The organism is Streptomyces sp. NPDC018610, assembly GCF_044391765.1.
Lineage (GTDB): Bacteria > Actinomycetota > Actinomycetes > Streptomycetales > Streptomycetaceae > Streptomyces.
In genome coordinates this window covers 395,375-418,827 of the sequence record NZ_JBISAL010000003.1, presented here as the reverse complement: position 1 = coordinate 418,827, position 23,453 = coordinate 395,375, and the positions used below count along the sequence as shown (strand labels likewise).

Annotated in this window: 20 protein-coding genes and 2 tRNA genes; 18 read left to right on the top strand and 4 right to left on the bottom strand. The window is 72.2% G+C overall.

Annotated features, from left to right (window positions below; all coding sequences use genetic code 11):
• Nucleotides 1-4: 4 nt before the first annotated feature.
• The 6 genes from recF (at nucleotide 5) to ACH5A8_RS11270 (ending at nucleotide 7,888) form a co-directional block, all read left to right on the top strand.
• Complete coding sequence (gene recF, locus ACH5A8_RS11295) at nucleotides 5-1,129, top strand: DNA replication/repair protein RecF (protein ID WP_399000445.1); 1,125 nt, start codon at nucleotides 5-7, stop codon at nucleotides 1,127-1,129.
• Nucleotides 1,126-1,818, top strand: coding sequence for a DUF721 domain-containing protein (locus ACH5A8_RS11290; protein WP_399000443.1), 693 nt, complete (start codon nucleotides 1,126-1,128; stop codon nucleotides 1,816-1,818). The genes recF and ACH5A8_RS11290 overlap by 4 nt, the downstream gene beginning before the upstream one ends.
• Nucleotides 1,819-2,211: 393 nt before the next feature.
• The gene (gyrB, locus tag ACH5A8_RS11285) at nucleotides 2,212-4,293 is read left to right on the top strand and encodes a DNA topoisomerase (ATP-hydrolyzing) subunit B (RefSeq protein WP_399000440.1); all 2,082 of its coding nucleotides are present in this window, start codon (nucleotides 2,212-2,214) and stop codon (nucleotides 4,291-4,293) included.
• Between the two features lie 42 nt (nucleotides 4,294-4,335).
• Nucleotides 4,336-6,930 (top strand): DNA gyrase subunit A, encoded by a 2,595-nt coding sequence (gene gyrA, locus ACH5A8_RS11280; RefSeq protein WP_399000439.1) that lies wholly within the window; start codon nucleotides 4,336-4,338, stop codon nucleotides 6,928-6,930.
• Nucleotides 6,931-6,949: 19 nt separating this feature from the next.
• Nucleotides 6,950-7,690, top strand: coding sequence for a DUF3566 domain-containing protein (locus ACH5A8_RS11275; RefSeq protein ID WP_399000437.1), 741 nt, complete (start codon nucleotides 6,950-6,952; stop codon nucleotides 7,688-7,690).
• Between the two features lie 121 nt (nucleotides 7,691-7,811).
• Nucleotides 7,812-7,888, top strand: a tRNA-Ile gene (locus ACH5A8_RS11270).
• A gap of 64 nt (nucleotides 7,889-7,952) precedes the next feature.
• Here the strand turns inward: ACH5A8_RS11270 and ACH5A8_RS11265 are convergent.
• A complete protein-coding gene (locus ACH5A8_RS11265; protein WP_399000435.1) occupies nucleotides 7,953-8,411 on the bottom strand; it encodes a GNAT family N-acetyltransferase in 459 nt (152 codons plus the stop codon).
• Between the two features lie 164 nt (nucleotides 8,412-8,575).
• Nucleotides 8,576-8,941 (bottom strand): DUF6344 domain-containing protein, encoded by a 366-nt coding sequence (locus tag ACH5A8_RS11260; protein WP_399000433.1) that lies wholly within the window; start codon nucleotides 8,939-8,941, stop codon nucleotides 8,576-8,578.
• A gap of 336 nt (nucleotides 8,942-9,277) precedes the next feature.
• On the opposite strand from ACH5A8_RS11260, the gene ACH5A8_RS11255 reads away from it, so the two are divergent.
• Nucleotides 9,278-9,406 carry a DLW-39 family protein gene (locus tag ACH5A8_RS11255; protein ID WP_003999697.1) on the top strand — a complete coding sequence of 43 codons (129 nt, stop codon included), beginning with the start codon at nucleotides 9,278-9,280 and terminating at the stop codon, nucleotides 9,404-9,406.
• A gap of 229 nt (nucleotides 9,407-9,635) precedes the next feature.
• Nucleotides 9,636-10,973, top strand: coding sequence for a hypothetical protein (locus ACH5A8_RS11250; RefSeq protein WP_399000431.1), 1,338 nt, complete (start codon nucleotides 9,636-9,638; stop codon nucleotides 10,971-10,973).
• 58 nt (nucleotides 10,974-11,031) lie between these two features.
• Here ACH5A8_RS11250 and ACH5A8_RS11245 read toward each other — a convergent pair whose 3' ends face one another.
• Together ACH5A8_RS11245 and ACH5A8_RS11240 are read right to left on the bottom strand one after the other, a co-directional pair.
• Entirely contained in the window at nucleotides 11,032-12,969 is a 1,938-nt protein-coding gene (locus ACH5A8_RS11245) for a protein kinase (RefSeq protein ID WP_399000428.1), read from the bottom strand.
• 79 nt (nucleotides 12,970-13,048) lie between these two features.
• Complete coding sequence (locus tag ACH5A8_RS11240) at nucleotides 13,049-13,597, bottom strand: helix-turn-helix domain-containing protein (protein ID WP_399000426.1); 549 nt, start codon at nucleotides 13,595-13,597, stop codon at nucleotides 13,049-13,051.
• 182 nt (nucleotides 13,598-13,779) lie between these two features.
• Here ACH5A8_RS11240 and ACH5A8_RS11235 point away from each other — a divergent pair.
• The 10 genes from ACH5A8_RS11235 (at nucleotide 13,780) to ACH5A8_RS11190 (ending at nucleotide 23,382) form a co-directional block, all read left to right on the top strand.
• Nucleotides 13,780-13,852, top strand: a tRNA-Ala gene (locus ACH5A8_RS11235).
• Nucleotides 13,853-14,391: 539 nt separating this feature from the next.
• Nucleotides 14,392-14,646, top strand: a complete 255-nt coding sequence (locus ACH5A8_RS11230; protein WP_399000423.1) for an acyl carrier protein — start codon at nucleotides 14,392-14,394, stop codon at nucleotides 14,644-14,646.
• Complete coding sequence (locus ACH5A8_RS11225) at nucleotides 14,643-15,842, top strand: beta-ketoacyl-[acyl-carrier-protein] synthase family protein (RefSeq protein WP_399000421.1); 1,200 nt, start codon at nucleotides 14,643-14,645, stop codon at nucleotides 15,840-15,842. Before ACH5A8_RS11230 ends, ACH5A8_RS11225 begins: the two co-directional genes overlap by 4 nt.
• Nucleotides 15,836-16,717, top strand: a complete 882-nt coding sequence (locus tag ACH5A8_RS11220) for an AfsA-related hotdog domain-containing protein (RefSeq protein ID WP_399000419.1) — start codon at nucleotides 15,836-15,838, stop codon at nucleotides 16,715-16,717. The genes ACH5A8_RS11225 and ACH5A8_RS11220 overlap by 7 nt, the downstream gene beginning before the upstream one ends.
• 11 nt (nucleotides 16,718-16,728) lie before the next feature.
• Nucleotides 16,729-18,219 carry a coproporphyrinogen-III oxidase family protein gene (locus ACH5A8_RS11215; RefSeq protein ID WP_399000416.1) on the top strand — a complete coding sequence of 497 codons (1,491 nt, stop codon included), beginning with the start codon at nucleotides 16,729-16,731 and terminating at the stop codon, nucleotides 18,217-18,219.
• Between the two features lie 7 nt (nucleotides 18,220-18,226).
• Nucleotides 18,227-19,096: an alpha/beta fold hydrolase gene (locus tag ACH5A8_RS11210; RefSeq protein WP_399000415.1), complete on the top strand. Its 870-nt coding sequence runs from the start codon at nucleotides 18,227-18,229 to the stop codon at nucleotides 19,094-19,096.
• 1 nt (nucleotide 19,097) lies between these two features.
• The gene (locus tag ACH5A8_RS11205) at nucleotides 19,098-20,336 is read left to right on the top strand and encodes an FAD-dependent oxidoreductase (protein WP_399000413.1); all 1,239 of its coding nucleotides are present in this window, start codon (nucleotides 19,098-19,100) and stop codon (nucleotides 20,334-20,336) included.
• Nucleotides 20,336-21,124 carry an enoyl-CoA hydratase/isomerase family protein gene (locus ACH5A8_RS11200; RefSeq protein ID WP_399000410.1) on the top strand — a complete coding sequence of 263 codons (789 nt, stop codon included), beginning with the start codon at nucleotides 20,336-20,338 and terminating at the stop codon, nucleotides 21,122-21,124. The genes ACH5A8_RS11205 and ACH5A8_RS11200 overlap by 1 nt, the downstream gene beginning before the upstream one ends.
• Before the next feature lie 49 nt (nucleotides 21,125-21,173).
• Nucleotides 21,174-21,728 (top strand): 4'-phosphopantetheinyl transferase family protein, encoded by a 555-nt coding sequence (locus tag ACH5A8_RS11195; protein ID WP_399000408.1) that lies wholly within the window; start codon nucleotides 21,174-21,176, stop codon nucleotides 21,726-21,728.
• Nucleotides 21,721-23,382 (top strand): polyketide synthase, encoded by a 1,662-nt coding sequence (locus tag ACH5A8_RS11190; protein ID WP_399000406.1) that lies wholly within the window; start codon nucleotides 21,721-21,723, stop codon nucleotides 23,380-23,382. Before ACH5A8_RS11195 ends, ACH5A8_RS11190 begins: the two co-directional genes overlap by 8 nt.
• The last annotated feature ends 71 nt before the right edge of the window (nucleotides 23,383-23,453 follow it).

Below are 23,453 nucleotides of genomic sequence, written 5' to 3'. Positions count from 1 at the left end.
GACCATGCACGTCACGCACCTTTCGCTGGCCGACTTCCGCTCCTACGACCGGGCCGAGGTACCGCTCGACCCGGGCGTCACCGCCTTCGTCGGACCCAATGGCCAGGGCAAGACGAACCTCGTGGAGGCGGTCGGCTACCTCGCCACCCTCGGCAGCCACCGGGTCGCCTCCGACGCCCCTCTGGTCCGCATGGGCGCGGAGCGGGCGGTGATCCGCGCCCAGGTGCGTCAGGGCGAGCGGCAGCAGCTGGTCGAGCTGGAGCTGAACCCCGGCCGCGCCAACCGGGCCCGCATCAACCGGTCCTCGCAGGTCAGACCCCGCGACGTGCTCGGCATCGTACGGACCGTGCTGTTCGCGCCGGAGGACCTCGCCCTGATCAAGGGCGACCCCGGGGAGCGGCGCCGCTTCCTCGACGAGCTGATCACCGCCCGCTCGCCACGCATGGCGGGCGTGCGCTCGGACTACGAGCGGGTCCTCAAGCAGCGCAACACGCTTCTGAAGTCCGCGGCCCTGGCGCGTCGGCACGGCGGGCGGACGGGGGCGGACCTGTCCACGCTGGACGTGTGGGACCAGCACCTCGCGCGCGCGGGCGCCGAACTGCTGGCACAGCGGCTGGACCTGATCGTGGCGCTGCAGCCGCTGGCGGACAAGGCGTACGAGCAGCTGGCGCCCGGCGGTGGTCCGGTCGCGCTGGAGTACAAGCCGTCGGCGCCCGGCGAGGCGCACACGCGCGAGGCCCTCTACGAGCAGCTCATGGCGGCGCTCGCGGACGCCCGCAAGCAGGAGATCGAGCGGGGCGTCACCCTGGTGGGGCCCCACCGGGACGACCTCCTCCTCAAGCTCGGCCGGCTGCCCGCCAAGGGCTACGCCTCGCACGGCGAGTCCTGGTCCTACGCGTTGGCGCTGCGCCTGGCGTCGTACGACCTGCTGCGGGCCGAGGGGAACGAGCCGGTGCTGATCCTCGACGACGTCTTCGCCGAACTGGACGCCCGCCGCCGGGAGCGGCTGGCCGAGCTGGTGGCCCCCGGCGAGCAGGTCCTGGTGACCGCCGCGGTCGACGACGACGTGCCGCACGTCCTGGCCGGGACGCGGTTCACGGTGTCGGACGGGACGGTCGAACGCGTATGAGCACCGAGCACGGACCCCACGGACCACAAACCCCGCACGGACCGTCGGCCGCGCGGCCCCGGCCGAACCCCGCGCCGGACCCGGCACCCGACCGGGCCGCCGGCCCCGCCGCGGCCTCCGCGCCGCACTCCGCGGCGAACCCAGGCCCGAAGCCCCCGGGAAAGGCCCCCGAGGTCCCCGCGAGGGCTCCCGAGCCCTCCGGCGTCGACCTCGCGCGCGTGGCGTTGCGCGCGGCGAAGGAGGCGGCGCGCGCCCGGGGCGACGCGGCGCAGCAGAAGAAGCAGGCGCGGCGCGGCGGTCTGCGCTCCGGCGCGCGCGCCGACGGCCGTGATCCGCTGGCGCTGGGCGCGGCGATCAACCGGCTGATCACCGAGCGCGGCTGGGAGACCCCGGCGGCGGTGGGCGGCGTCATGGGGCGCTGGCCGCAGATCGTCGGCGCGGACGTCGCCAAGCACTGTGCGCCGGAGCGGTACGACGAGGACGAGCGGGTGCTGACGGTGCGCTGCGACTCGACGGCGTGGGCGACGAACCTGAGGCTGCTCGCCCCGACGCTCGTCGCCCGGCTCAACGAGGACCTCGGCCATGGCGCGGTCCGGCTGATCAAGGTCCTCGGCCCCGGCGGCCCCGTCCGCCGGCACGGTCCGCTGCGCGCTCCGGGCAGCGCCGGACCCGGTGACACGTACGGGTGACGGAACTCACACAAGGCGATCACAGGGACCCGTGCGGGGTGTGCGACGCACCCGCCGCGCGGTCCGTCGTACCTCCGCACGTGCTTGCGAATCCCCACCTGACCCCGGAGTAGCGAAGGGTTGACGGCTCGAAGCGCTGAGTGCCGCTGTGAGCCTCTTTGGGCCCCCTTCCGCATATCGGGACCCGTTCGAGACCGGTTCAGGGCGGCACATGCGGACTCAGGTGCCCGCAAACCCCCATCACTGTCGGCGCTACCGGTAGACTGGAAGACAATCCCGCCCCGAACGTGGGGACCGTCCGGGAAAAGCTGAGCAACGCTGATCAAGGCTGATCAAGGCTGACCAACGCAACATGCCGCAGCCGCTCCGGCAACCTGCCGCCGAGCCCGGCTCGTGCTGTGCCAGAAAGGGCGCTTCGTGGCCGATTCCGGCAACCCCAACGAGAACATCCCGTCCACCGACGCCGGCGACAACGGTGCCGCCTCCTCCAGTGGTGAGGTCACGGCCTCGTACGACGCCAGTGCCATCACCGTCCTCGAGGGTCTGGACGCGGTCCGCAAGCGACCCGGTATGTACATCGGCTCGACCGGCGAGCGAGGCCTGCACCACCTCGTGTACGAGGTCGTCGACAACTCCGTCGACGAGGCGCTGGCGGGCCACGCGGACACCATCGACGTGACGATCCTGGCCGACGGCGGGGTCCGCGTCGTCGACAACGGCCGCGGCATCCCGGTGGGCATCGTTCCCTCCGAGGGCAAGCCGGCCGTCGAGGTCGTGCTCACGGTGCTGCACGCGGGCGGCAAGTTCGGCGGCGGCGGCTACGCGGTCTCCGGTGGTCTGCACGGTGTCGGCGTCTCCGTGGTCAACGCCCTGTCGGCGAAGGTCTCCGTCGAGGTCCGCACGGACGGCCACCGCTGGACGCAGGACTACAAGATGGGCGTCCCGACGGCCCCCCTCGCCCAGCACGAGGCGACGGCCGAGACCGGCACCTCGGTCACCTTCTGGGCCGACCCGGACATCTTCGAGACCACCGAGTACTCCTTCGAGACGCTGTCGCGGCGCTTCCAGGAGATGGCGTTCCTCAACAAGGGCCTGACGATCCGGCTCACCGACGAGCGCGAGTCGGCGAAGGCCACCTCCGGGGCGGACGAGGCGGGCGCCGACGAGAAGGACGAGGTCAAGTCTGTCACGTACCACTACGAGGGCGGCATCGTCGACTTCGTGAAGTACCTCAACTCCCGCAAGGGCGACGTGGTGCACCCCACCGTGATCGACCTGGAGGCCGAGGACAAGGACAAGAGCCTGTCCCTCGAGGTCGCCATGCAGTGGAACGGTGGTTACAGCGAGGGCGTGTACTCCTTCGCGAACATCATCCACACCCATGAGGGCGGTACGCACGAGGAGGGCTTCCGCGCGGCCCTCACCAGCCTGATCAACAAGTACGCGCGCGACAAGAAACTGCTGCGCGACAAGGACGACAACCTCACGGGCGACGACATCCGCGAGGGTCTGACCGCGATCATCTCGGTCAAGCTGAGCGAGCCGCAGTTCGAGGGCCAGACCAAGACCAAGCTGGGCAACACGGAGGCGAAGACCTTCGTCCAGCGGGCGGTCTACGAGCACCTGAACGACTGGCTGGACCGCAACCCGGTCGAGGCGGCGGACATCATCCGCAAGGGCATCCAGGCGGCCACCGCGCGCGTGGCGGCCCGCAAGGCCCGCGACCTCACCCGCCGCAAGGGCCTGCTGGAGTCCGCTTCCCTGCCGGGCAAGCTGTCGGACTGCCAGTCGAACGACCCCACCAAGTGCGAGATCTTCATCGTCGAGGGCGACTCCGCCGGCGGCTCGGCCAAGTCCGGCCGCAACCCGGAGTACCAGGCGATCCTCCCGATCCGCGGCAAGATCCTCAACGTCGAGAAGGCCAGGATCGACAAGATCCTGCAGAACCAGGAGATCCAGGCGCTGATCTCCGCGTTCGGCACCGGCGTGCACGAGGACTTCGACATCGAGAAGCTCCGCTATCACAAGATCATCCTGATGGCGGACGCCGACGTCGACGGCCAGCACATCAGCACGCTGCTGCTGACCTTCCTGTTCCGCTTCATGCGGCCGCTGGTCGAGGCCGGTCACGTGTACCTCTCCCGCCCCCCGCTCTACAAGATCAAGTGGGGTCGGGACGACATCGAGTACGCCTACTCGGACCGCGAGCGTGACGCGCTGATCGAGATGGGCCGCCAGCGCGGCAAGCGGATCCGCGAGGACTCGATCCAGCGCTTCAAGGGCCTCGGCGAGATGAACGCCGAGGAGCTGCGCGTGACCACCATGGACCAGGAGCACCGGGTCCTCGGCCAGGTCACCCTCGACGACGCCGCCCAGGCCGACGACCTGTTCTCGGTCCTGATGGGCGAGGACGTCGAGGCGCGCCGCCAGTTCATCCAGCGCAACGCCAAGGACGTCCGCTTCCTCGACATCTGAGTCGGTCTCAGCTGACCGCACCAGGAAGGATCCTCACCAGCAATGGCCGACGAGAACACTCCAGTCACCCCTGAACAGGGCGGCGAACTCGCCCTGCGCGTCGAGCCCGTCGGGCTCGAGACGGAGATGCAGCGCTCGTACCTCGACTACGCGATGTCCGTCATCGTCTCGCGTGCGCTCCCGGACGTGCGGGACGGTCTCAAGCCCGTCCACCGCCGCGTGCTGTACGCCATGTACGACGGCGGCTACCGGCCCGAGCGCGGCTTCTACAAGTGCGCGCGCGTCGTCGGCGACGTCATGGGCAACTACCACCCGCACGGCGACTCCTCGATCTACGACGCGCTGGTCCGTCTCGCGCAGCCGTGGTCGATGCGGATGCCGCTGGTGGACTCCAACGGCAACTTCGGCTCCCCGGGCAACGACCCGGCGGCGGCCATGCGGTACACCGAGTGCAAGCTCGCGCCGCTGTCGATGGAGATGGTTCGCGACATCGACGAGGAGACCGTCGACTTCACGGACAACTACGACGGCCGCTCCCAGGAGCCGACCGTCCTGCCGGCCCGCTTCCCGAACCTGCTGATCAACGGTTCGGCCGGCATCGCGGTCGGCATGGCGACCAACATCCCGCCGCACAACCTGCGCGAGGTCGCCGCCGGCGCCCAGTGGTACCTGGAGAACCCGGAGGCCTCGCACGAGGAGCTCCTGGACGCGCTCATCGAGCGCATCAAGGGTCCCGACTTCCCGACCGGCGCGCTGGTCGTCGGCCGCAAGGGCATCGAGGAGGCGTACCGCACCGGCCGCGGCTCCATCACGATGCGCGCGGTCGTCGAGGTCGAGGAGATCCAGAACCGCCAGTGCCTGGTGGTCACCGAGCTGCCGTACCAGGTCAACCCGGACAACCTCGCGCAGAAGATCGCCGACCTGGTCAAGGACGGCAAGATCGGCGGCATCGCCGACGTCCGCGACGAGACCTCCTCGCGCACCGGTCAGCGTCTGGTGATCGTCCTCAAGCGGGACGCGGTGGCCAAGGTCGTCCTGAACAACCTGTACAAGCACACCGACCTGCAGACCAACTTCGGCGCCAACATGCTGGCGCTGGTCGACGGCGTGCCGCGCACCCTCTCGCTGGACGCGTTCATCCGGCACTGGGTGACGCACCAGATCGAGGTCATCGTGCGCCGGACCCGCTTCCGGCTGCGCAAGGCCGAGGAGCGCGCCCACATCCTGCGCGGGCTGCTGAAGGCCCTGGACGCCATCGACGAGGTCATCGCGCTGATCCGGCGCAGCGAGACCGTCGAGGTCGCCCGCGGGGGCCTGATGGGCCTGCTGGAGATCGACGAGATCCAGGCCAACGCCATCCTGGAGATGCAGCTGCGCCGGCTGGCCGCCCTGGAGCGCCAGAAGATCGTGCAGGAGCACGACGAGCTGCAGGCGAAGATCAACGAGTACAACGAGATCCTCGCCTCCCCGGTCCGCCAGCGCGGGATCGTCAGCGCGGAGCTGGCCGCGATCGTCGAGAAGTACGGCGACGACCGCAAGACGAAGCTGATCCCCTACGAGGGCGACATGTCCATCGAGGACCTGATCGCCGAGGAGGACATCGTCGTCACGGTCACCCGCGGCGGCTACATCAAGCGGACCAAGACCGACGACTACCGCGCCCAGAAGCGCGGCGGCAAGGGCGTGCGCGGCGCGAAGCTGAAGGAAGACGACATCGTCGACCACTTCTTCGTCTCCACCACGCACCACTGGCTGCTGTTCTTCACCAACAAGGGCCGGGTCTACCGGGCCAAGGCCTACGAGCTGCCGGACGCCGGCCGGGACGCGCGCGGCCAGCACGTGGCCAACCTGCTGGCCTTCCAGCCGGACGAGTCGATCGCCCAGATCCGCGCCATCCGCGACTACGAGGCGGTGCCGTACCTGGTGCTCGGCACCAAGGCCGGTCTGGTCAAGAAGACGCCGCTGAAGGATTACGATTCGCCGCGCTCCGGCGGTGTCATCGCCATCAACCTGCGCGAGCGGGAGGACGGCACCGACGACGAACTGATCGGCGCGGAACTCGTCTCGGCCGACGACGATCTGCTGCTGATCAGCAAGAAGGCCCAATCGATCAGGTTCACCGCCTCGGACGACACGCTGCGTCCCATGGGCCGTGCCACCTCGGGCGTCAAGGGCATGAGCTTCCGCGAGGGCGACGAACTGCTCTCGATGAATGTTGTTCGACCCGGTACGTTCGTGTTCACTGCCACTGACGGTGGGTACGCCAAGCGGACCCGGGTCGACGAGTACCGCGTCCAGGGCCGCGGCGGCCTCGGCATCAAGGCCGCCAAGATCGTGGAGGACCGCGGTGAGCTGGTCGGCGCGCTGGTGGTCGAGGAGACCGACGAGATCCTCGCCATCACACTCTCGGGCGGTGTGATTCGTACGCGAGTCAACGAGGTCAGGGAGACGGGCCGTGACACCATGGGCGTCCAACTGATCAACCTGGGCAAGCGCGATGCCGTGGTCGGCATCGCACGTAACGCCGAGGCGGGACGCGAGGCGGAGGAAGTCGACGGCGACGTGGCCGTGGACGAGACCGCCGAGGGTGTCGCGACCGACGGCACGGACGAGGGTGAGGCGCCCTCGGCCGAGTAGGCACGAGGAGAGAGTCATCGTGAGCGGAGCCACGGGCGCCGGATCGGCCGGTACCTCCACTGGTACGGAGACGGACGGCGGCCGTGGCTCCGCCGCGCGTGCGACGGACTCGCACACCACCAACCTGAAGCCGGTCAAGCCGTCGGCTTCACAGACGCACTCGCCCGACACTCACACCAGCCAGGGGGCTACGGTGACGGACACCCGGGGCCGACAGGCCCAGCCCGGAGCCGGCCGGCAGCAGTCGGCCTCCCCGCTGCCGGGCGAGCGCCAGCCGCAGCAGGTCACGGAGCCGTACCACCCGCCGCAGGCCTACCCGGCGGCGGGCGGGCCCGGCGACCGCGCGGGCACCGTGCGCCGGCCGCGCACCGGCGCCCGTACGACGCCGCGCACCCGCAAGGCCCGGCTGCGCGTGGCCAAGGCCGACCCCTGGTCGGTGATGAAGGTCAGCTTCCTGCTCTCCATCGCGCTGGGCATCTGCACGGTCGTCGCGGCCGCCGTGCTGTGGATGGTCATGAACGCGATGGGCGTGTTCTCGACGGTCGGCGGGACGATCTCGGAGGCGACCGGCTCCAACGAGTCGAACGGCTTCGACCTCCAGTCCTTCCTGTCCCTGCCGCACGTCCTGATGTTCTCGACGATCATCGCGGTCATCGACGTCGTCCTCGCGACGGCGCTGGCCACGCTCGGCGCGTTCATCTACAACCTCTCCGCGGGCTTCGTGGGCGGCGTCGAGCTGACCCTCGCCGAGGACGAGTGAGCGGCGGCCGCGACCTGGGCCGAAGGCCCCGGCGCGGCCTCGGGGGAACCGATTTTGGGACTGCCGCCCTCGTGCGCTAATCTTCAGGAGTCAGCGCGCGGGACACCCCGAGAAGCGCGGCGGGGCTATAGCTCAGTTGGTTAGAGCGCATCCCTGATAAGGATGAGGCCACAGGTTCAAATCCTGTTAGCCCCACCAGCGAGAAGGCCCCCGGTCCTGTGGACCGGGGGCCTTTCCGTGTCCACGGCAGGGGTGGGCGGGCTCAGGCGGGGTTCTCGTCGAGCACCAACATGACGTGCTCGCCGTGCCGGACCGTCCCGGAGTGCCGGAATCCGTGCTTCTCCAGCAGCCGTACCGAGCCGGTGTTCCCGACGTGGGGATCGGCGTGCAGGGGGCGGGCCTTCTCCCGCTCCAGGAACAGAGCGAGGGCCCGCGTACCGACGCCGCGTCCCCAGTACCGCCTGCCGAGCCAGTAGCCGAGGAAGCGCCGTCCCCCGTCCGTCCACGCCACCAAGTTGCCCGCCAGTTCGCCGTCGACGGTGACGGCCTGAACGAAGACCGTGGGCTCCCCGAGGACCTTCGTCCGCCAGTGGGTCATGAAGGCCTCGCGTTCCCGGGGCGGGAACTTCGACCGCCGGACGGCCTCGGGATCGTGCTCCTGTGCGAAGAACTCCTCCAGATCGGCCTGCTCGACGTCTCTCAGACGCACCTGATCGCTCATGTCGGGGGAGTCTGGCACCGGCCACTGACATCGCCGCCGGGACGGCAGAAGATCCCCGGTCGGCGCCGACCGGGGATCTTCTGGGTTTCGGTGGTGTGCTGTACGCAATCCGCCGTTGTCTCATGGGTGCAGGTGATGGCTCCGGCGGGGCCGGGCCGGCGCTGTCAGCGCTGCAGGGGGATGGTGGGCCGGGCCGGTGGCTCGGCGGGGGCGCAGTCGGGGTCGGTGGCGAGTGACGGCGCTTCGGCCAGTGAGCGGTGCCGGCAGCTCGGGGACTTTCCGTGCGCCTCGGCGCGGATCCGCTGTTTCATCGTGGGGGGCAGTGACCGGGCGTGCCGGGCCTGTGTTCTGGACCAGGAGGAGGACGTCGTCTGCGCCGGCAGCCGGGTGGAGCTGTTGGGCGCCGTCTCGGGCTGCGGAGCGGCCGTGGCCGCACCGGCGGTCGTGGTGATGAGTCCGAGCGCCGTGCAGAGCGCGAGGAATGCGGTGACGATGGCTGTCCACAACTTCATGACCTTGTGCTGGTCCATGGCCCCTCACTTTCGGGTTGGGCGATTTGCGTACTTTGCTCATGATGTGTATGAGGGCCGCGAAGTGGTGGACCGACGCCCGTGGCGCCGCGATCTTCGGATGAACACCACTCGGATGGGGGCACGGGGGAGGAAAAGCGCCCAGAGGGGAGAAGCGCGGCCAAAGCCACGGTGCGTGGGGGCCCGGTCACGCTCCGGGCGGGCCGGCGCGGGGCGTCCCTACCGCCCTCCCGCACCCGGCAGTTGAGGACCGACGCAGGTCACCGATCGGTATCGGCCGGTGTGTATAGTCGGGCGCCAGAGGTCCCCTACGTCAAGGAAAGACGAGGTCGCGCGGTGAAGAAGCTTCTCCTGGTCGCACTGGCCGCCATCGGCGGGCTCCTCGTGTACCGCCAGATCCAGGCGGATCGCGCCGAGCAGGATCTGTGGACGGAGGCGACTGACTCCGTGCCCACGGGTTCCTGAGCCACCGACACCAGATACCGAGCAGACCCCGGCCGCCGCAGCGGTCGGGGTTTTGTGTTGCGCGCCCCGCGTACTCCCGCTCCCGTGTTGCGGCGACGGGACACGCGGGGTAGAGGGCGCCTCATGAGGCGTACGTTTCGGACGCCCGTACGCAATGCGCGGATGGCGCGACGACGCCCGGGGCAGGATGGGCGACGTCTGGGCGAGGGCGGACGCGAGGGGGCGCGGGATGGGACGGCGTAGGGCTGCGAGGCGGGCTCCGGCGGGCCGGCGTCGGCCGTGGGCCGCCGTCGTGGTGCGGCTGGCCGCCGCCGTGGCGGTGGCGGTCGTGCCGGCCGCACTGCCGGGGCCGTACGCGGTCGCGGCGGGCGCGGACGGGGTGTCGGAGGGGGCGTACGGCTTCGCCGGCGGGGCCCGGTCCGTCACCGGGGCGACGACCACGGCCGGCGCCCCGCTGCTCGACCCCGGCCGTGCCTACCGCAGCGCCCTGCCGCACGGCGGCCGGCTCTACTACCGCCTCGAACTCGACGCCGCCTCCACCGCCTACGTCTCCGCCACCGCGGTCCCCGGCGCGGGGAGCACCGTCACGTCCACGGACGGCGTCCGCGTGTCCGTGCGGGACGCCCACGGCGGTTCCTGCTCCTACCAGGCCACCCGCTTCGGGGCGAGCCGCAGCCCGCACCCGGTCGCCGCGTGGGGCGCGCGGGAGGCCTCCCCGGGCCACACGCTGTGCCAGGGTGCCGGCACCTACTACGTGCTGGTCGAGCGCATCGACGCGACCGGCTCCTCGCCGGACACCTGGCCCCTCGAACTGGCCGTCGTGACGGAACCGGCCCTGGAGCGGACGGGCGCGACGAGCGCCCCGCGGGTGTGGGACTCGGCCACTCCCGAGCCGGTCGGCGGCCGGGGGGCGGACCGGGCGGGCGGGACCGGGTTCGCCACGGCGAGCGCCGTGGGGCAGGGAGCCTGGCGGACCGGTGTGCGTCCCGGACAGACCCTCTTCTACCGGGTGCCCGTCGACTGGGGGCAGCAGGTGAGCGTCGTCGCCGAACTGGCCGACGCGGACGGCGGCAGCGGGTACGTCGACGGCGCGCTGACGCTCTCCCTCTACAACCCCGTGCGGGGCTACGTCGAGGAGGCGTACGCCGGATACAGCGGGCAGCGGGTGTCCACCGCGCTCGCACCCCTGCCGCCCGTCGCCTACGCCAACCGCTACGGAATCGCCGACCAGGTGAAGGCCATGCGGTTCGCGGGCTCCTACTACCTCGTCGTGCACCTCGCCGACCGGACGGCCGACGCGTTCGGCGCGGGACCCCACGGCCTGACGCTGCGGGTGCGGGTGGACGGCACGGCGCGGCCGGGCCCGGGCTACGCGGGCGCCTCGGAGCCGGCGGGCCGTTTCGAGGTCACGGCCGCGGACCGGGACGCCACGGCACCCGCGGGGACCGCGGGCGGCTCCGCGGCGCTGCGGGCGGTCGCCGTGGGCGGGATCGGTACGGGGACCGCCCTGCTGGTCGCCCTGGGGGCGTGGACGCTGGTCGCCCGGCGGCGGGCGGGGGCCTGGTAGGGGGCGGCCTCCGGGTGCTCGCGCTCGCGGGGGCCCCGGCGAGGGCTTCCGGCCCGGCTCACAGACGGCTCAGCGCCCAGAAGCCCGCGGCGTAGCAGGCCAGCGCCAGGAGCAGCAGCGGGACGACCGCCTTGGCCGGCGGGCCGGGGCGGCGGGCGCGGACGGCGCGGTGCCGGGACGCCGCCCGTGCGGGGACGTGGGCCCGGGGCTCCTCGGTGGTGTAGGAGGCGGTGGACGCGTCGGCGAGGGGGAGCCGAGGGCGGGGCGGGCGCGGCGCGGGCGGAAAGTCGTGGGGGCCGCCGTGGGGCGCGGGGGCGAGCGGGACGCCGGTGGCCGGTGTGGCCGCCTGTGGTGGCGTGGCGGCGTGCCACGCCGAGGGCGGGGTGCCCTGGGGCGGCGGCAGGTGGAAGCTTCCGGTGTCCGACGGGGTGGCCGGCTCGTCCGGTCGGGGGCCGGGGCCGGGGTGGTCGTGCCCGGCCGTGGCGGTCGGCCCGGTGTCCTGCTGGAAGCCCTGGCGGGGGTCGAAGCCGGGGGGACTCGGGGTGCCCGCGTGGCTTGTTCGGCCGGTGGGGTGGGGGAAGTCCGTGGGGAGTGAGGGGTGGGCGCGGGCGGTCCCCGGGGTCGGGGAGCCGGTGGCGGGGCGACCCAGGGGGAAGGCGCCGCTCCGGCCGAAGCCGCCGCCGGCCTGGTCGAAGGCACCGACCTCGCCGAAGTCACCGGACGGACCGAAGTCACCGGGTCCGTCGAAGCCACCGGATCGGTCGGAGGCGCCGGGCCGGTCGGAGGCGTCGGGCTCGGCAGGGCCGCCGGGGCCTCGATGCGAGCGGTGCTCGCCGGGACCTCCGTGGCCACCGGTCGCGTGCGCGCCGCCCGGCGTCCCGGCGCCCGCGTCCCTGGCGGCGGCCTGTGCGGCTCCCGCGGTCCGGGGGGACTCCGGCGCACCGGGAAACGGCCCGCCGGTGCGAGGCGCATGGACGCGCCCGGCGTCGGCACCGCCGGTCCCGGAAGCCTTGCCGGGGCCGGACGTCTCGTCGGACGCCGTCTCGTGATCGTGCCCCTGGGCTGGGCCGGGCACGGCGGCCCCGGCGGCTCCCACTGTCACGCCCGGGCTTCGCTCGAGCGGACCGCCGAGGGCGAATCCCGGCGGCAGCGGGCCGAGTTGGTCGAATATCTCGATCAGTTCGTCGTCCGGTCCCGGATCCGGGAGGAGTTCCACGGCTGCCGCGAGGGCCTTGCGCGCGCCCGTGGCCGTCCGGAACCGGGCGTCGGGGTCCGGTTGCAGCAGCGTGGCCACCACCTGCCACAGCGGGTCGGGAACTCCCTTGGCGGCGCTCGGTGTTCCGTGCTCCGCGAAGTGCTCCACGAGCGCCCTGGTGTCCGGCTTGGCGCCCTGCAACAGGTAGAGGGCGACCAGGCCGGTGGCGAACAGGTCGGCGGGGAAGTCGGGTTCGGCGCCCATCATCTGTTCGGGGGCGAGGTAGCCGGGCGTTCCCACCACGAGGTCGGCCTCGGTCAGTCTCGGCTCGCCCAGCCGCATCGCGATGCCGAAGTCGGACAGCCGCAGCCGGGGGCGGCCGGTCCCGGTGGCCTCCAGCAGGACGTTGGCCGGCTTGATGTCACGGTGCACCACTCCCTCGGCGTGCACGGCGGCGAGCCCGGACAGCAGCTGGTCGAGGAGGGTGCAGACGAACGCCGGGGGCAGCGGGCCGTAGTCCCCGACCAGGTGGACGAGCGAGCCGCCGGCCACGAGGTCCATGGTGAACAGGACCTTGTCGTCGTCGGCGGCCCAGCTGGCCGGGGCGAGCACGTGCGGGTGGTCGATGCGCAGCGCCTGTTCGCGCACGAAGCGCAGCAGGGAGTGGGCGTCGCGCTGCTGGAGGACCTTGGCGGCCACGTAACGGCGCCGGCGGTGGTCGAAGGCGCGCCAGACCGCGCCGACCCCACCGCGGCCGATCGGATCGGCCAGTTCGTACCGGCCGGCGAAGACCTCACCCATGGCTGTGCGTCGCTCCTCCCCGTGCCGTCGCCTCCCCTTGCCTGCCCCGCGACGCGCGCCGTGACCCCTCGGCGGGGCGTCAGCTCTGGTGGTGCTGGTAGTGCGCGACCGCGTCGGAGGTGCGGCCGGCGCCGTACACCCGCAGGAACTCCGCCAGTTCCGGGTGGGCCGGGGCGAGGCTGTCCGCGGCCTCGATGATGTCGCCGGCGGCGGCCACCGAGCGGAGCAGGGACTGGATCTCACGGACCACCCGCTTGACCGTCGGGGCGCCCGAACCGCTGGTGGTCTGCGTGGAGGTGCTGAGCACCGAGCCGCCCTGCGAGCGCTTGATCTCGTCCATGCGCTCGGTCGCCTCGGCGGCGCTCACACTGCCGTCGGCCACCTGGCCCGCCAGTTCCTGCAGCAGTTGGACCCGCTGGACGACCGCCGGATTGCCGATCTTGGCGCGCTGGCCGCTCATCAGCTGCGACAGCATCGGGGCGGACAGCCCCAGCACTCCCGCCAGACGGGCCTGGTTGAGCCCGAGATCGTCTATGAGCTTACGGAAGAGCGCCCCCAACGGCTCCCCGTACCAGTTCCGCTGCAGTTCCCGCGCCCTGGCGGTGGCTTCCTGCTGTGCGGCGTCCATTGCGTCTCCCCATCGCTTCCCCAAGTACGGCGGTTCGCTGTAGCGAACCACGCGGAGCATCTTACGGAGCGTGGTCGGTCGCGGGGACCCCCAATCTTTTTGCTGGATCAGGGGGGTGACCCGGTACTCTGGTCTGCAGCACCCGACCGGTGGGCGGTTCCTTCGGTTGGATGCTCCTCTGCGGGGCCTTAGCTCAGTTGGTAGAGCGCTGTCTTTGCATGGCAGATGTCAGGGGTTCGACTCCCCTAGGCTCCACTTGTACGAACCCCTCTGACCTGCGGGAACGCGGTCGGGGGGGTCTTCTGCGCCCGTCTCCCGGGCGGTCGGCCGTCCACATCGCGCCGCTTCGGCCGAGGGCCGGCGGCCGGAGGCGGCCCGGCGGCGCGCCCGCTGCCTGTGAGCCGCGCCGCACCCGATCCTCCCGGCCGGTCGCGGCCGGTGTCCGCGCCGCGCGTCCCGGAGCGCGCCCCTTCTTCCGCGGCCGCTGCCCCCCCGTACGGGCAGCCGCTGTCCCCCCGTACGGGCACCCCAGCGCCGACGCCGTCGGCGTGGGTACGCGCCCCCGCTGATCCCGCACGGGCCGCATCCGCGCGGACCGGATTCGCACCGACTCTCTCCGCGGTTTTCGTCGCCGATTTCGCGTTCTTGGCATGGCGCCGGAATTCCCGCGCCCCGTGAACACCAATTGAACAAGCGAGTCGACGGACAAGCGGGCTTTAGTGGACAGTAACTGCCTCTTTAGACCGCACTGCTTTGATGAATTGGTTAGCCGCCTTCCAAAGCAGGAGGTTCATGTGCCCACGCAGCCCACGCGCGACCAGGTCGAGCAGTTCGTCGTCGACACCCTGGTGGACTGCGGCGCCGAGCGGGAGGACGTCCACATGGACGCCACCTTCGACGACCTGGAGATCGACTCCTTGGACCTGGTGGACCTCGGCCAGTCGGTGAACAAGGAGTTCCGGGTCAAGCTCCACCCCAAGGACCTGGACGACGTGAAGACCGTCGGCGAGGCGCTGGACGTGGTCTGCGCCGCTGTCGGGGTCAAGTGAGCCGCCGCCGCATCGCCGTCACCGGTGTCGGAGCGGTGACGGCTCTCGGCAGCGGCGCGCTCGTGCTGCACTCCCGGGCGGTCGCCGGGGAGAGCGGGCTCGCCGGGGGCGAGGGCCGCTGCCGTGACTTCGACCCGGAACGGGTGCTCAGCCGAAAGGAGCGCCGCCGTACCGACCGTTGCACGCAGCTGGCCATGGCCGCCTGTCAGGAGGCCCTGGAGCAGGCCGGTTGGGCCGACGGGACGCCGTACGAGGAGGGGTCGGTGGCGTGCGTCGTCGGTACCGGCATCGGGGGTTTCGGCACCCTGGAGGCACAGCTCGAGGTGTTGCGCGAGGACGGCGCGGACGACGTGTCAGGGCTGACCGTCCCGATGATGATGGCCAACGCCGCACCGGCGCAGCTCTCCCTGAAGTACGGCTTCCGGGGCGAGAGCTGGTCCGTGATGTCGGCCTGTGCCGCGGGGACGCAGGCGATCGGCGCCGGGATGCGGCTGATTCGCGCCGGGGAGGCCGAGGCGGCCGTCGTCGGCGGCGCCGAGGCGGGCCTCTCGGAGTTCATGCACGCGGCCTTCCTGAACGCGGGCGCTCTCTCTCCGTCGGGGGGCTCGGTGCCGTTCTCGAAGGACCGGGACGGCTTCGTCATGGGCGAGGGCGCCGGCATCCTGGTGCTGGAGGACCTGGAGTCCGCCGAGCGGCGCGGGGCCGTCGTGCTCGCCGAACTCGTCGGATACGGCTCCACCAGCGACGCCCACCACATCACCGCGCCCGAGCCGTCCGGGGCCACCGCCGCGCGTGCGGTGCGCAAGGCCCTCGACGACGCGGGCGTCACGCCCGGGGACCTCGGATACATCAACGCCCACGGCACCGGCACCGTGCTCAACGACCTCGCGGAGGCCTCCGCCCTGGCGTCCGTCCTCGGCGAGGAGCTGGCCCGCATCCCGATCTCCTCCACCAAGGCGGCCGTCGGACATCTGCTGGGCGCCGCGGGCGCCGTGGAGGCCGTCGCCGCGGTGCAGGCGCTCAGGCACCGCGTGGTGCCGCCGACCGTGGGCCTGAAGGAGCCGGACCCGCGGCTCGAGGGTCTCCGGCACGTGCAGGAGCCCTGCGCGCTGGAGCGGCCGGTCGCGCTGTCCACCTCGTTCGGCTTCGGCGGCCACAACGCGGCCCTGGTACTGAAGGGAGGCGCGGCGTGCTGAGTTCGGAGCGCACCGTCCCCTGCGCCTGGGTGCACAAGCGTGCCGTGGAGCAGGTGCTCGTCACCGACGTCGCCGAGGAGGAGGGCCGGCTGCTGGCGATGGCCCAGCTGCCCCGCACCCACCGGCTCTACAACGACGTGCCGCGAAACGGCCGGCGCCGGCACGACCTGTTGCTGCTCGGGGAGGCGGCGCGGCAGTCCTCCGAGGCGATCGTGCACCGGCTGATGGGCGTGCCGCTGGACCGGCAGTTCGTCATCGGCACCATGAGGGTCGCGATGCTCGACGAGAAGGCCGTCTGTGCCGGACCGGAGCCCGAGAACATGGTCGCCGAGCTGGTGGTCCACAAGGCGAAGAAGCGTCCGGACGGGACACCTCGGCACCTGCGGGCCTCGGTGATCTGCCACCTCAAGGGCGTCCCCGCGGTGGAGTTCAGCGGGACGCTGATGCTGGTCGCGCAGGACTCGTACGAGGCGCTGCGGGAGGAGGCCGGCGCCGTCGCGGTCGGCTCCGGTGGCGTCCGACCGAGCCCGGCCGAGGTCGGGCGCACCGACCCGCGGAACGTGGTGATCGCGGACCTGCGCCGAGAGGACGGGCGCCTGACGGCCCGCCTGGACGTCGATCCCGGCGACCCCGTCTTTTTCGACCACGCCCTCGACCACTACCCGGCGATGCTCCTCGGGGAGGGGGCCCGTCAGGTCGCGCTCGCCGCCCTCCCCGGCGCCGTCGACATCACCGAGTACGCCTTCACCTTCGAGCAGTTCGCCGAGCTCGCCGCCCCGGTGGCCTTCCGTGCCACCCCCCGTGAGAACTCCGTCGCCATAGAGATCGTGCAGGGCGAGGAGACCGTCGCCACCGGCGAGATCACCATCGACTGAGGGAGCATCCCGTGCCTGCTGAGCCGTACTACCTGGGCGACAACCCGTCCAAGCCCGTTCCGTTCGACGGCGTGATCACGGCGTCGCACTACATCATGCCGCTCTTCGCCACCATGGACTGGAGCCAGGTCCCGCGCGAGAAGGTCGTCGAGAACATCGGCAGCCTGCAGGACCCGGGCGGGAATCTCAACGACGAGATCATGATGTACATCCACGTCCCGTACTGCAAAAGCTTCTGCCATTACTGCAACTTCAACCGCTTCCACTATCCCAAGCAGGACTCGGAGCGGCTGGAGAATTACACGGACTACCTGATCAAGGAAATCGACTGGTACATGCGCCAGCCGTACGTCCAGGAGCGGAAGTTCACCGGTATCTACATCGGCGGCGGCAGCCCCTCCACCCTGCCCACCTCCGCGGTGGAGCGGCTCAGCGCCCACCTCGCCAAGGTCGTCCCGAACTACGAGTCCATCGAGAAGAGCTTCACCGGTGAGCCGCGCACCCTGCGCCGGCCGGGGCTGCTCGACGTCCTCAAGGACCACGGCTGGAGCCGCATCACCTTCGGCGTGGAGACCCTCGACCCGGTCATCCACCGCAAGATCGGCCGCCTGGACACGCGCGAGGACGTGGACGCGGTGTTCGACCGGATGAGGGACCTGAACTACACGGCCGACACCTGCGTCGACATGATGTACGACCTGCCGGGGCAGTCGCTGCACGGCTTCCAGGACGAGCTGGCGGAGCTGGTCGACTGCTACGACCCCACCGAGATCGACCTCTTCACCACCATCTACCTGCCCTACCGGCCGCTGCACAAGATGATCCTCGACGGCCGGGTCGCCCAGCCGGGCAGCCCGTGGCAGCTGCTCGCCATGCGCGAGCACCTCTACGACTTCCTGTCCGAGAAGGGCTACCACAACACCATCGCGGAGACCTGGTCCAAGCACCCGGAGGCCAGCCAGTACCAGACCGCGCACTGCGCCCGGCAGGACATCATCGGTGTCGGCTGCGCCGCCCGCGGCAACCTCAAGGACATGGTCTCCATCAACCCGGAGAAGGTCGACGCCTGGCAGAAGAACGTCGACGAGCACGGCGCGTCCACCGAGACGCTCCAGTCCATCGGGTACGACGGGGTGCTCGACCGGATCATGGTGATGTTCCCGCGCTACAAGCACCTCGACAAGTCGCTGCTCGGCGACTTCGGCGAGAAGGTCGACTCGGACGTCTTCGAACGGGTCATGAAGGTCATCGACGGCCACCTGGAGAACGGCACGGTCGAGGACGAGGGCGACCACTTCCGGGTCACCAAGCTGGGCGTCATCTGGCATGGCAACCTCCAGACCGACTACCTGCGCCACGCGCTCAACACGCAGGGCGAGGTCCTCATGGACCACCTCACCGAGGCCAAGGAGGACTTCGACAAGGAGGACCGCTTCGGGGTCAACGAGCAGACCGCGTTCATGAAGGAGAACGACGAACTGTATCCGAAGCTCATGAAGTGAGGCGGGCATGGAAGGTCTCCTGGTCAGGATCCCCTCGACGGGCGGCGCGGAGCTGGCGCTGAGGCTGTGGCGCAACGAGCGCGCCGACGCCCCGGTGGCCCTCGTCGTCCCGGCGATGGGCGCGCCCGGGAAGTTCTACGCCCCGTACGCGAGGAGACTGCACGCCGCCGGGCTGCACGCCGCGGTGCTGGACCTGCGCGGCCAGGGCGAGTCGGCGCCGCGGCCCCGCCGCGGGATCGACGCCGGCTACCGGGAGCTGGCCGAGGACGACCTTCCCGCCGCCGTCCGTGCCGTGCGCGCCGAGCTCCCCGGCGCGCCCGTGGTGCTCGCCGGTCACAGCCTCGGCGGCCAGCTCGCCCTGCTCTCGGCCGCCGCGGCCCCGGAGCGGAGCGTGCGCGCCGTGGTGCTCACCGCGGCGGGCTCGGTGTGGTGGCGCGGCTTCGGCGGGCCGCTGGGGGTGCGGAACCTGGCCGGCAGCCAGCTGTTCGCCGCCGCGTCGACCCTGCTCGGCCACTGGCCGGGCGAGCGCCTGGGCTTCGGCGGGCGCCAGTTCCCGGGCGTCATGAGGGACTGGGCCCGCCAAGGGCGTACCGGCAGTTACCGCCTGAAGGGCAGCGGCACCGACTACGAGGCGGCGCTCGCCGGGCTCGCGCTGCCGGTGCTCGCCGTCGAGGTGGAGCACGACGTGCTCGCCCCGCCCGGTGCGGTGCGGCACCTGCTCGACAAGCTCCCCGCGGCGCCCGTGGACCGCTGGACGTACACGGACGCCATGGCGGGCGGCAAGCGACTGGACCACTTTCGCTGGGTCCGGCACAGCGACGCACTCGCCGCGCACATCGCGCACTGGATCGGCACGACGCTTCGAGGAGGCATCTGAGGTGGCAGCGGACATAGCGGTGGTCGGCGGCGGCTGGTCGGGTATCGCCGCGGCCTGGCGGCTGCAGGCCGCCGGCCACGCGGTCACGGTCTATGACGACCAGGACCGGCTGGGCGGGCGCTCGGCCGGAGTGCGGCTCGGGGAGCGCATGCTGACCGCGGGCGGCAAGAACATCGGCCGGAAGTACTCCGTCTTCCGCTCTTTCACCGCCGAACTGGGCTGCGACGACTGGGAGTTCTTCGGCATCAACTCCACGCGCAGCGACGGCGGCCGGGACCGGACCATCGACTCCGGCAAGAAGGTCTCCTCGATCTTCCACCTGCTCAAGGACATCCCCGTCCGTGACCTGGTCCGCGGTCTGCGGGTGGTGCGCGCGGTCCGGTCCCAGGACGAGAACCGCTTCCTGGCGGGACCCGGTCTGGTCGCGATGGCGGCGAGGAAGGGCGACCCCACGCTCGCCGAGCACTTCGGCCCGGTGCTGCGCAAGAAGCTGATCCGCTCGCTCACGGTGCGGATGAACGGCGCCGAGGACGACGAGGTGTACCTCGAGTGCTTCGGCACCCACCTCGGCATGGTCATGGACACCTTCGAGCAACTCAGCAGTGGATTCGAAACTCTTTTCGAGAGATTCGGCAAGCACGTCGCCTTCCAGGGCGGTACACGGGTCACCGACCTGGCGGTCCTTCGCGAGCGGCACGACGCCGTTCTCGTCGCCCTCCCCGCACACGCGGCGGCGCCCCTGGTGGAGCCCCTGTCCCGGGTCCTCGCCGAGGAACTGCGCGGCATCCGCTACTTCCCCGCCGCCGTGGTCCTCGCCGAGTACGACCGCCCGGTCTTCGGCGAGCGGGCCCGCGCCTTCGTGCAGCCCGCGGGCTCCCCGCTGAGCAACGCCGGCGCGTACGGTGTCCACGACCGGCACATCGTCCGCTACACCTTCTCCGGCCGTGCCCACCGCGCCGCCGAGCGCACGGACGAGGAACTGCTCGCCATCGCCGAGGCCCAGCTCGGCAAGCAGGCCGAGCTCGCGCGTGCCGAGCGGGTCGCCGCGGTGACCAAGCGCTGGGAGCGCGCCTACTGCGGCTACAGCCGCCACCACAGCGCCCGCCTCGCCCGCATCCAGCGGGCCGTCGAACCCCTCGACCGGTTGGAGCTGACCGGCGACTACCGGCGCGGCGCCTCCATCGAGGCCTGCTTCCGCGCCGGGTACGAGAACGCCGACAGACTGCTGAAGGCCCTGTGATGGGCGACCTGGTGCTGCTGGAGGCCGACGGGGACATCGGGGTGCTCACCCTGAACCGCCCCGAGGCCGGGAATGCGATGGACCACGCGCTGCTCACCGAACTGGCAGCGGCCACGAGCCAGTTGCACGGGTACAAGGGCGTCCTCGTCACCGGAGCGGGCAAGGACTTCTGCCGTGGCGGCGACCTGCGGGAGATGGACCGCCGCCTGGGCGACCCGTCGGTCGACTCCCGCGCCTACAGCCATGAGCTGACGGACCTGCTGGGCGCGGCGATCCGCGACATCAGGGCGCTGCCCTGCCCCGTCCTCGCCGCCGTCAACGGCCAGGCCGCGGGCGCCGGCATGTCCCTCGCCCTCGCCTGCGACCTGCGGCTCGCCTCCCGCCGCGCCGCCTTCCACATCGCCTACGGTGCGCTCGGCGCCTCCACCGACGGTGGCATGTCCTGGTTCCTGCCCCGTCTGGTCGGTCACGGCCGCGCACTCGAACTCCTGCTGGAGCAGCCCGTCCTGAGGGCGTCGCGCGCCGCCGAGCTGGGCCTGGTGACCGAGGTCGTGGAGCCCTCGGAGCTGCGTGCGGAGGCCCTGTACCGCCTCCGTGCGCTTTCCTCCGCCGCCCCGCACACCCTCCGCAGCGCCAAGCGACTGCTCGACACGGCACTCCACACCTCCCTGGAGGACCACCTCGCCGCCGAGCACGAGCTCTTCGCCGACGGCGCCGCCTCCGCCGACCTGCGCACCGGCATCGGCGCACTGCTGGCGGGAGAGACCCCTGAGTTCCACGGCCGCTGACCTCGCCGCCCCGGCGACGGACACCGTCGGAGCGGGCGTCGCGGACGGAGTGCGGGTCTGGTTCGCCCGGTTCGCCGACGATCCCTCGGGCCGGATGCCGCAGGCGGAGAAGCGACGGGTCCGGGCGGAGGTACGGGCCTGGGTGCGGGCGTCTTTGGTCCGGGCGTGCGGCGGCCGGCCGGTGACCGTGTGGCGGGACGGCCGCGGCAAGCCGTTCGCCTCGTGCGACGGGCGCCCGGTGTTCGTCAGCTGGAGTCACTCGGACGGGACGGCCGTGCTCGCGGCCTCCTGGGACGCGCCGGTCGGCGTGGACGTCGAGCGCGTCCGGGACCGCCGCAACCTGCCCGAGCTGGCCGCCTCCTGCCTCACCCCGGTCGAGTTGGCGCACTGGCGCCGCGACCCCACGGCCCACCGGTTCACCCGGCTGTGGGTCCGCAAGGAGGCCCTGCTCAAGGCCCGCGGCGAGGGCTTCCCCGCACTGCTGGACCAGGTGTGCACCCTGCGCGGGCCGGTGCGCGACCTGGCGGCCCCGCCCGGCTACCACGCCGCCGTGGCGACGGACCGCGACCATCCCCCGTACGACGAAGGGCTCACCCGTGCCTGACAACGCGGCCCCGCTCCGCCGGGCCATGGAGACCATCCGCTCCCTGCGCGCCGAACTGGAGGCGGCCCGCGGCGCGCGCCGCGTCGCCGTGGTCGGCGCGGCGCTGCGGGCGCCCGGCGGGATCGCCGACCGGGACTCCTACTGGGAGGCGCTGATCGCGGGGAGCGACCTGACCGGTCCCTACCCGGCGGACCGCCCCGGCCCGGGACCCGCCGGGCGCGGCGGCTACCTCGCCGGCGCGCTCGCCTTCGACGCCGACTTCTTCGGCATCTCCCCGCGCGAGGCGCGCAACCTCGACCCCCAGCACAGACTGCTCCTCGAAGTCGCCTGGGAGGCCTTCGAGGACGCGGCGATCGTGCCCGCGGCGGCCGCCGGGTCCACCGGCGTCTACGTCGGCATCACCGGGCAGGACCACCGGGCCTGGGCGGAGGAGGATCCCAGTCCGTCGTGGCTGATCGGCAACGGGCACTGCTTCGCCGCCGGGCGGCTCGCCCACACCCTGGGCCTGGGCGGCCCCGCGCTCGCGATCGACACCGCGTGCTCCTCCTCGCTGGTCGCCGTCCACCAGGCCGCCCGCGCGCTCGCCGCCGGCGACTGCGACCTGGCCCTCGCCGGCGGCGTCAACCTCGTCCTCGGCCCCCGCTCCACCCTGGAGATCGGCCGCACCTCCGCGCTCTCCCCGGACGGCCGCTGCCGCCCCTTCGACGCCCGCGCCAACGGCTTCGTGCGCGGCGAGGGGTGCGGGGTGCTGCTCCTGAAACGCCTCGCCGACGCCGAGCGCGACGGGGACCGGGTGCTGGGGGTCATCGAGGCGACCGGCGTCAACCACGACGGCCGCGCCACCGGTTTCACCGCGCCCAGCGTCGCCGCCCAGACCCGGCTGATCGAATCCGTCCTCGCCGCCGCCGGGTGCACCGCCGACGACGTCGGCTACCTGGAGGCGCACGGCACCGGCACCGCGCTCGGCGACCCGATCGAGCTCGCCGCCGCCCGCGCGGCCCTCGGCGGCTCCCGGACCTGGCACATCGGCTCGGTCAAGGCCAACATCGGTCACACCGAGGCGGCTGCCGGAGTGCTCGGACTGCTCAAGGCCCTGCTGGTCCTCGAACACCGGACCGTGCCGCCGCAGGCCGCCTTCGCCACGCTCAACCCGCGCATCGAGGAGGGCGGCGGCTTCGAGGTGCCGCGCCGCGCGGTGCCGCTGGACGCCGGCGCGGGAGGTTACGCCGCGGTGAGCTCGTTCGGCATGAGCGGCACCAACGCGCACGCGCTGCTCGCCGGCCATGTCTCCCCCGCGTCCGCCGTGGAGTCCGCGGGCGGTTTCCCGGTCTCCGCCCACACGGCCGCCGCCCTGCGCGAGCTGGCCGCCCGCTATGCCGCCGCGCTCCCCGACGACGCCGACGGCTTCGCGGCCTTCGCCCACACCGCCACCCACGGCCGTACCCGCCTGCGCGAGGCCTTCTGGGTCAAGGCCGACTCCCCCGGTGAGGCCCGCGAGGCCCTGCTCGCGCTCGCCGCCGGCACGCAGGACGCCCGGCTCCAGTCGCTGACCGCGGACGACGCGCTGCCCGGCCCGGGCACGGCCCGCACGGTGGCGCCGCTCCCGCGCTACCCCTGGCAGCGCCGCACGTTCAGCCTGCGCCCGCTGTCCTGACGGGCCGTGGCGGGGACGCCCGGCGCTCGGCCGGACGTCCCCGCCGGAGGTGGTGCGCGCGGGCGGTACCC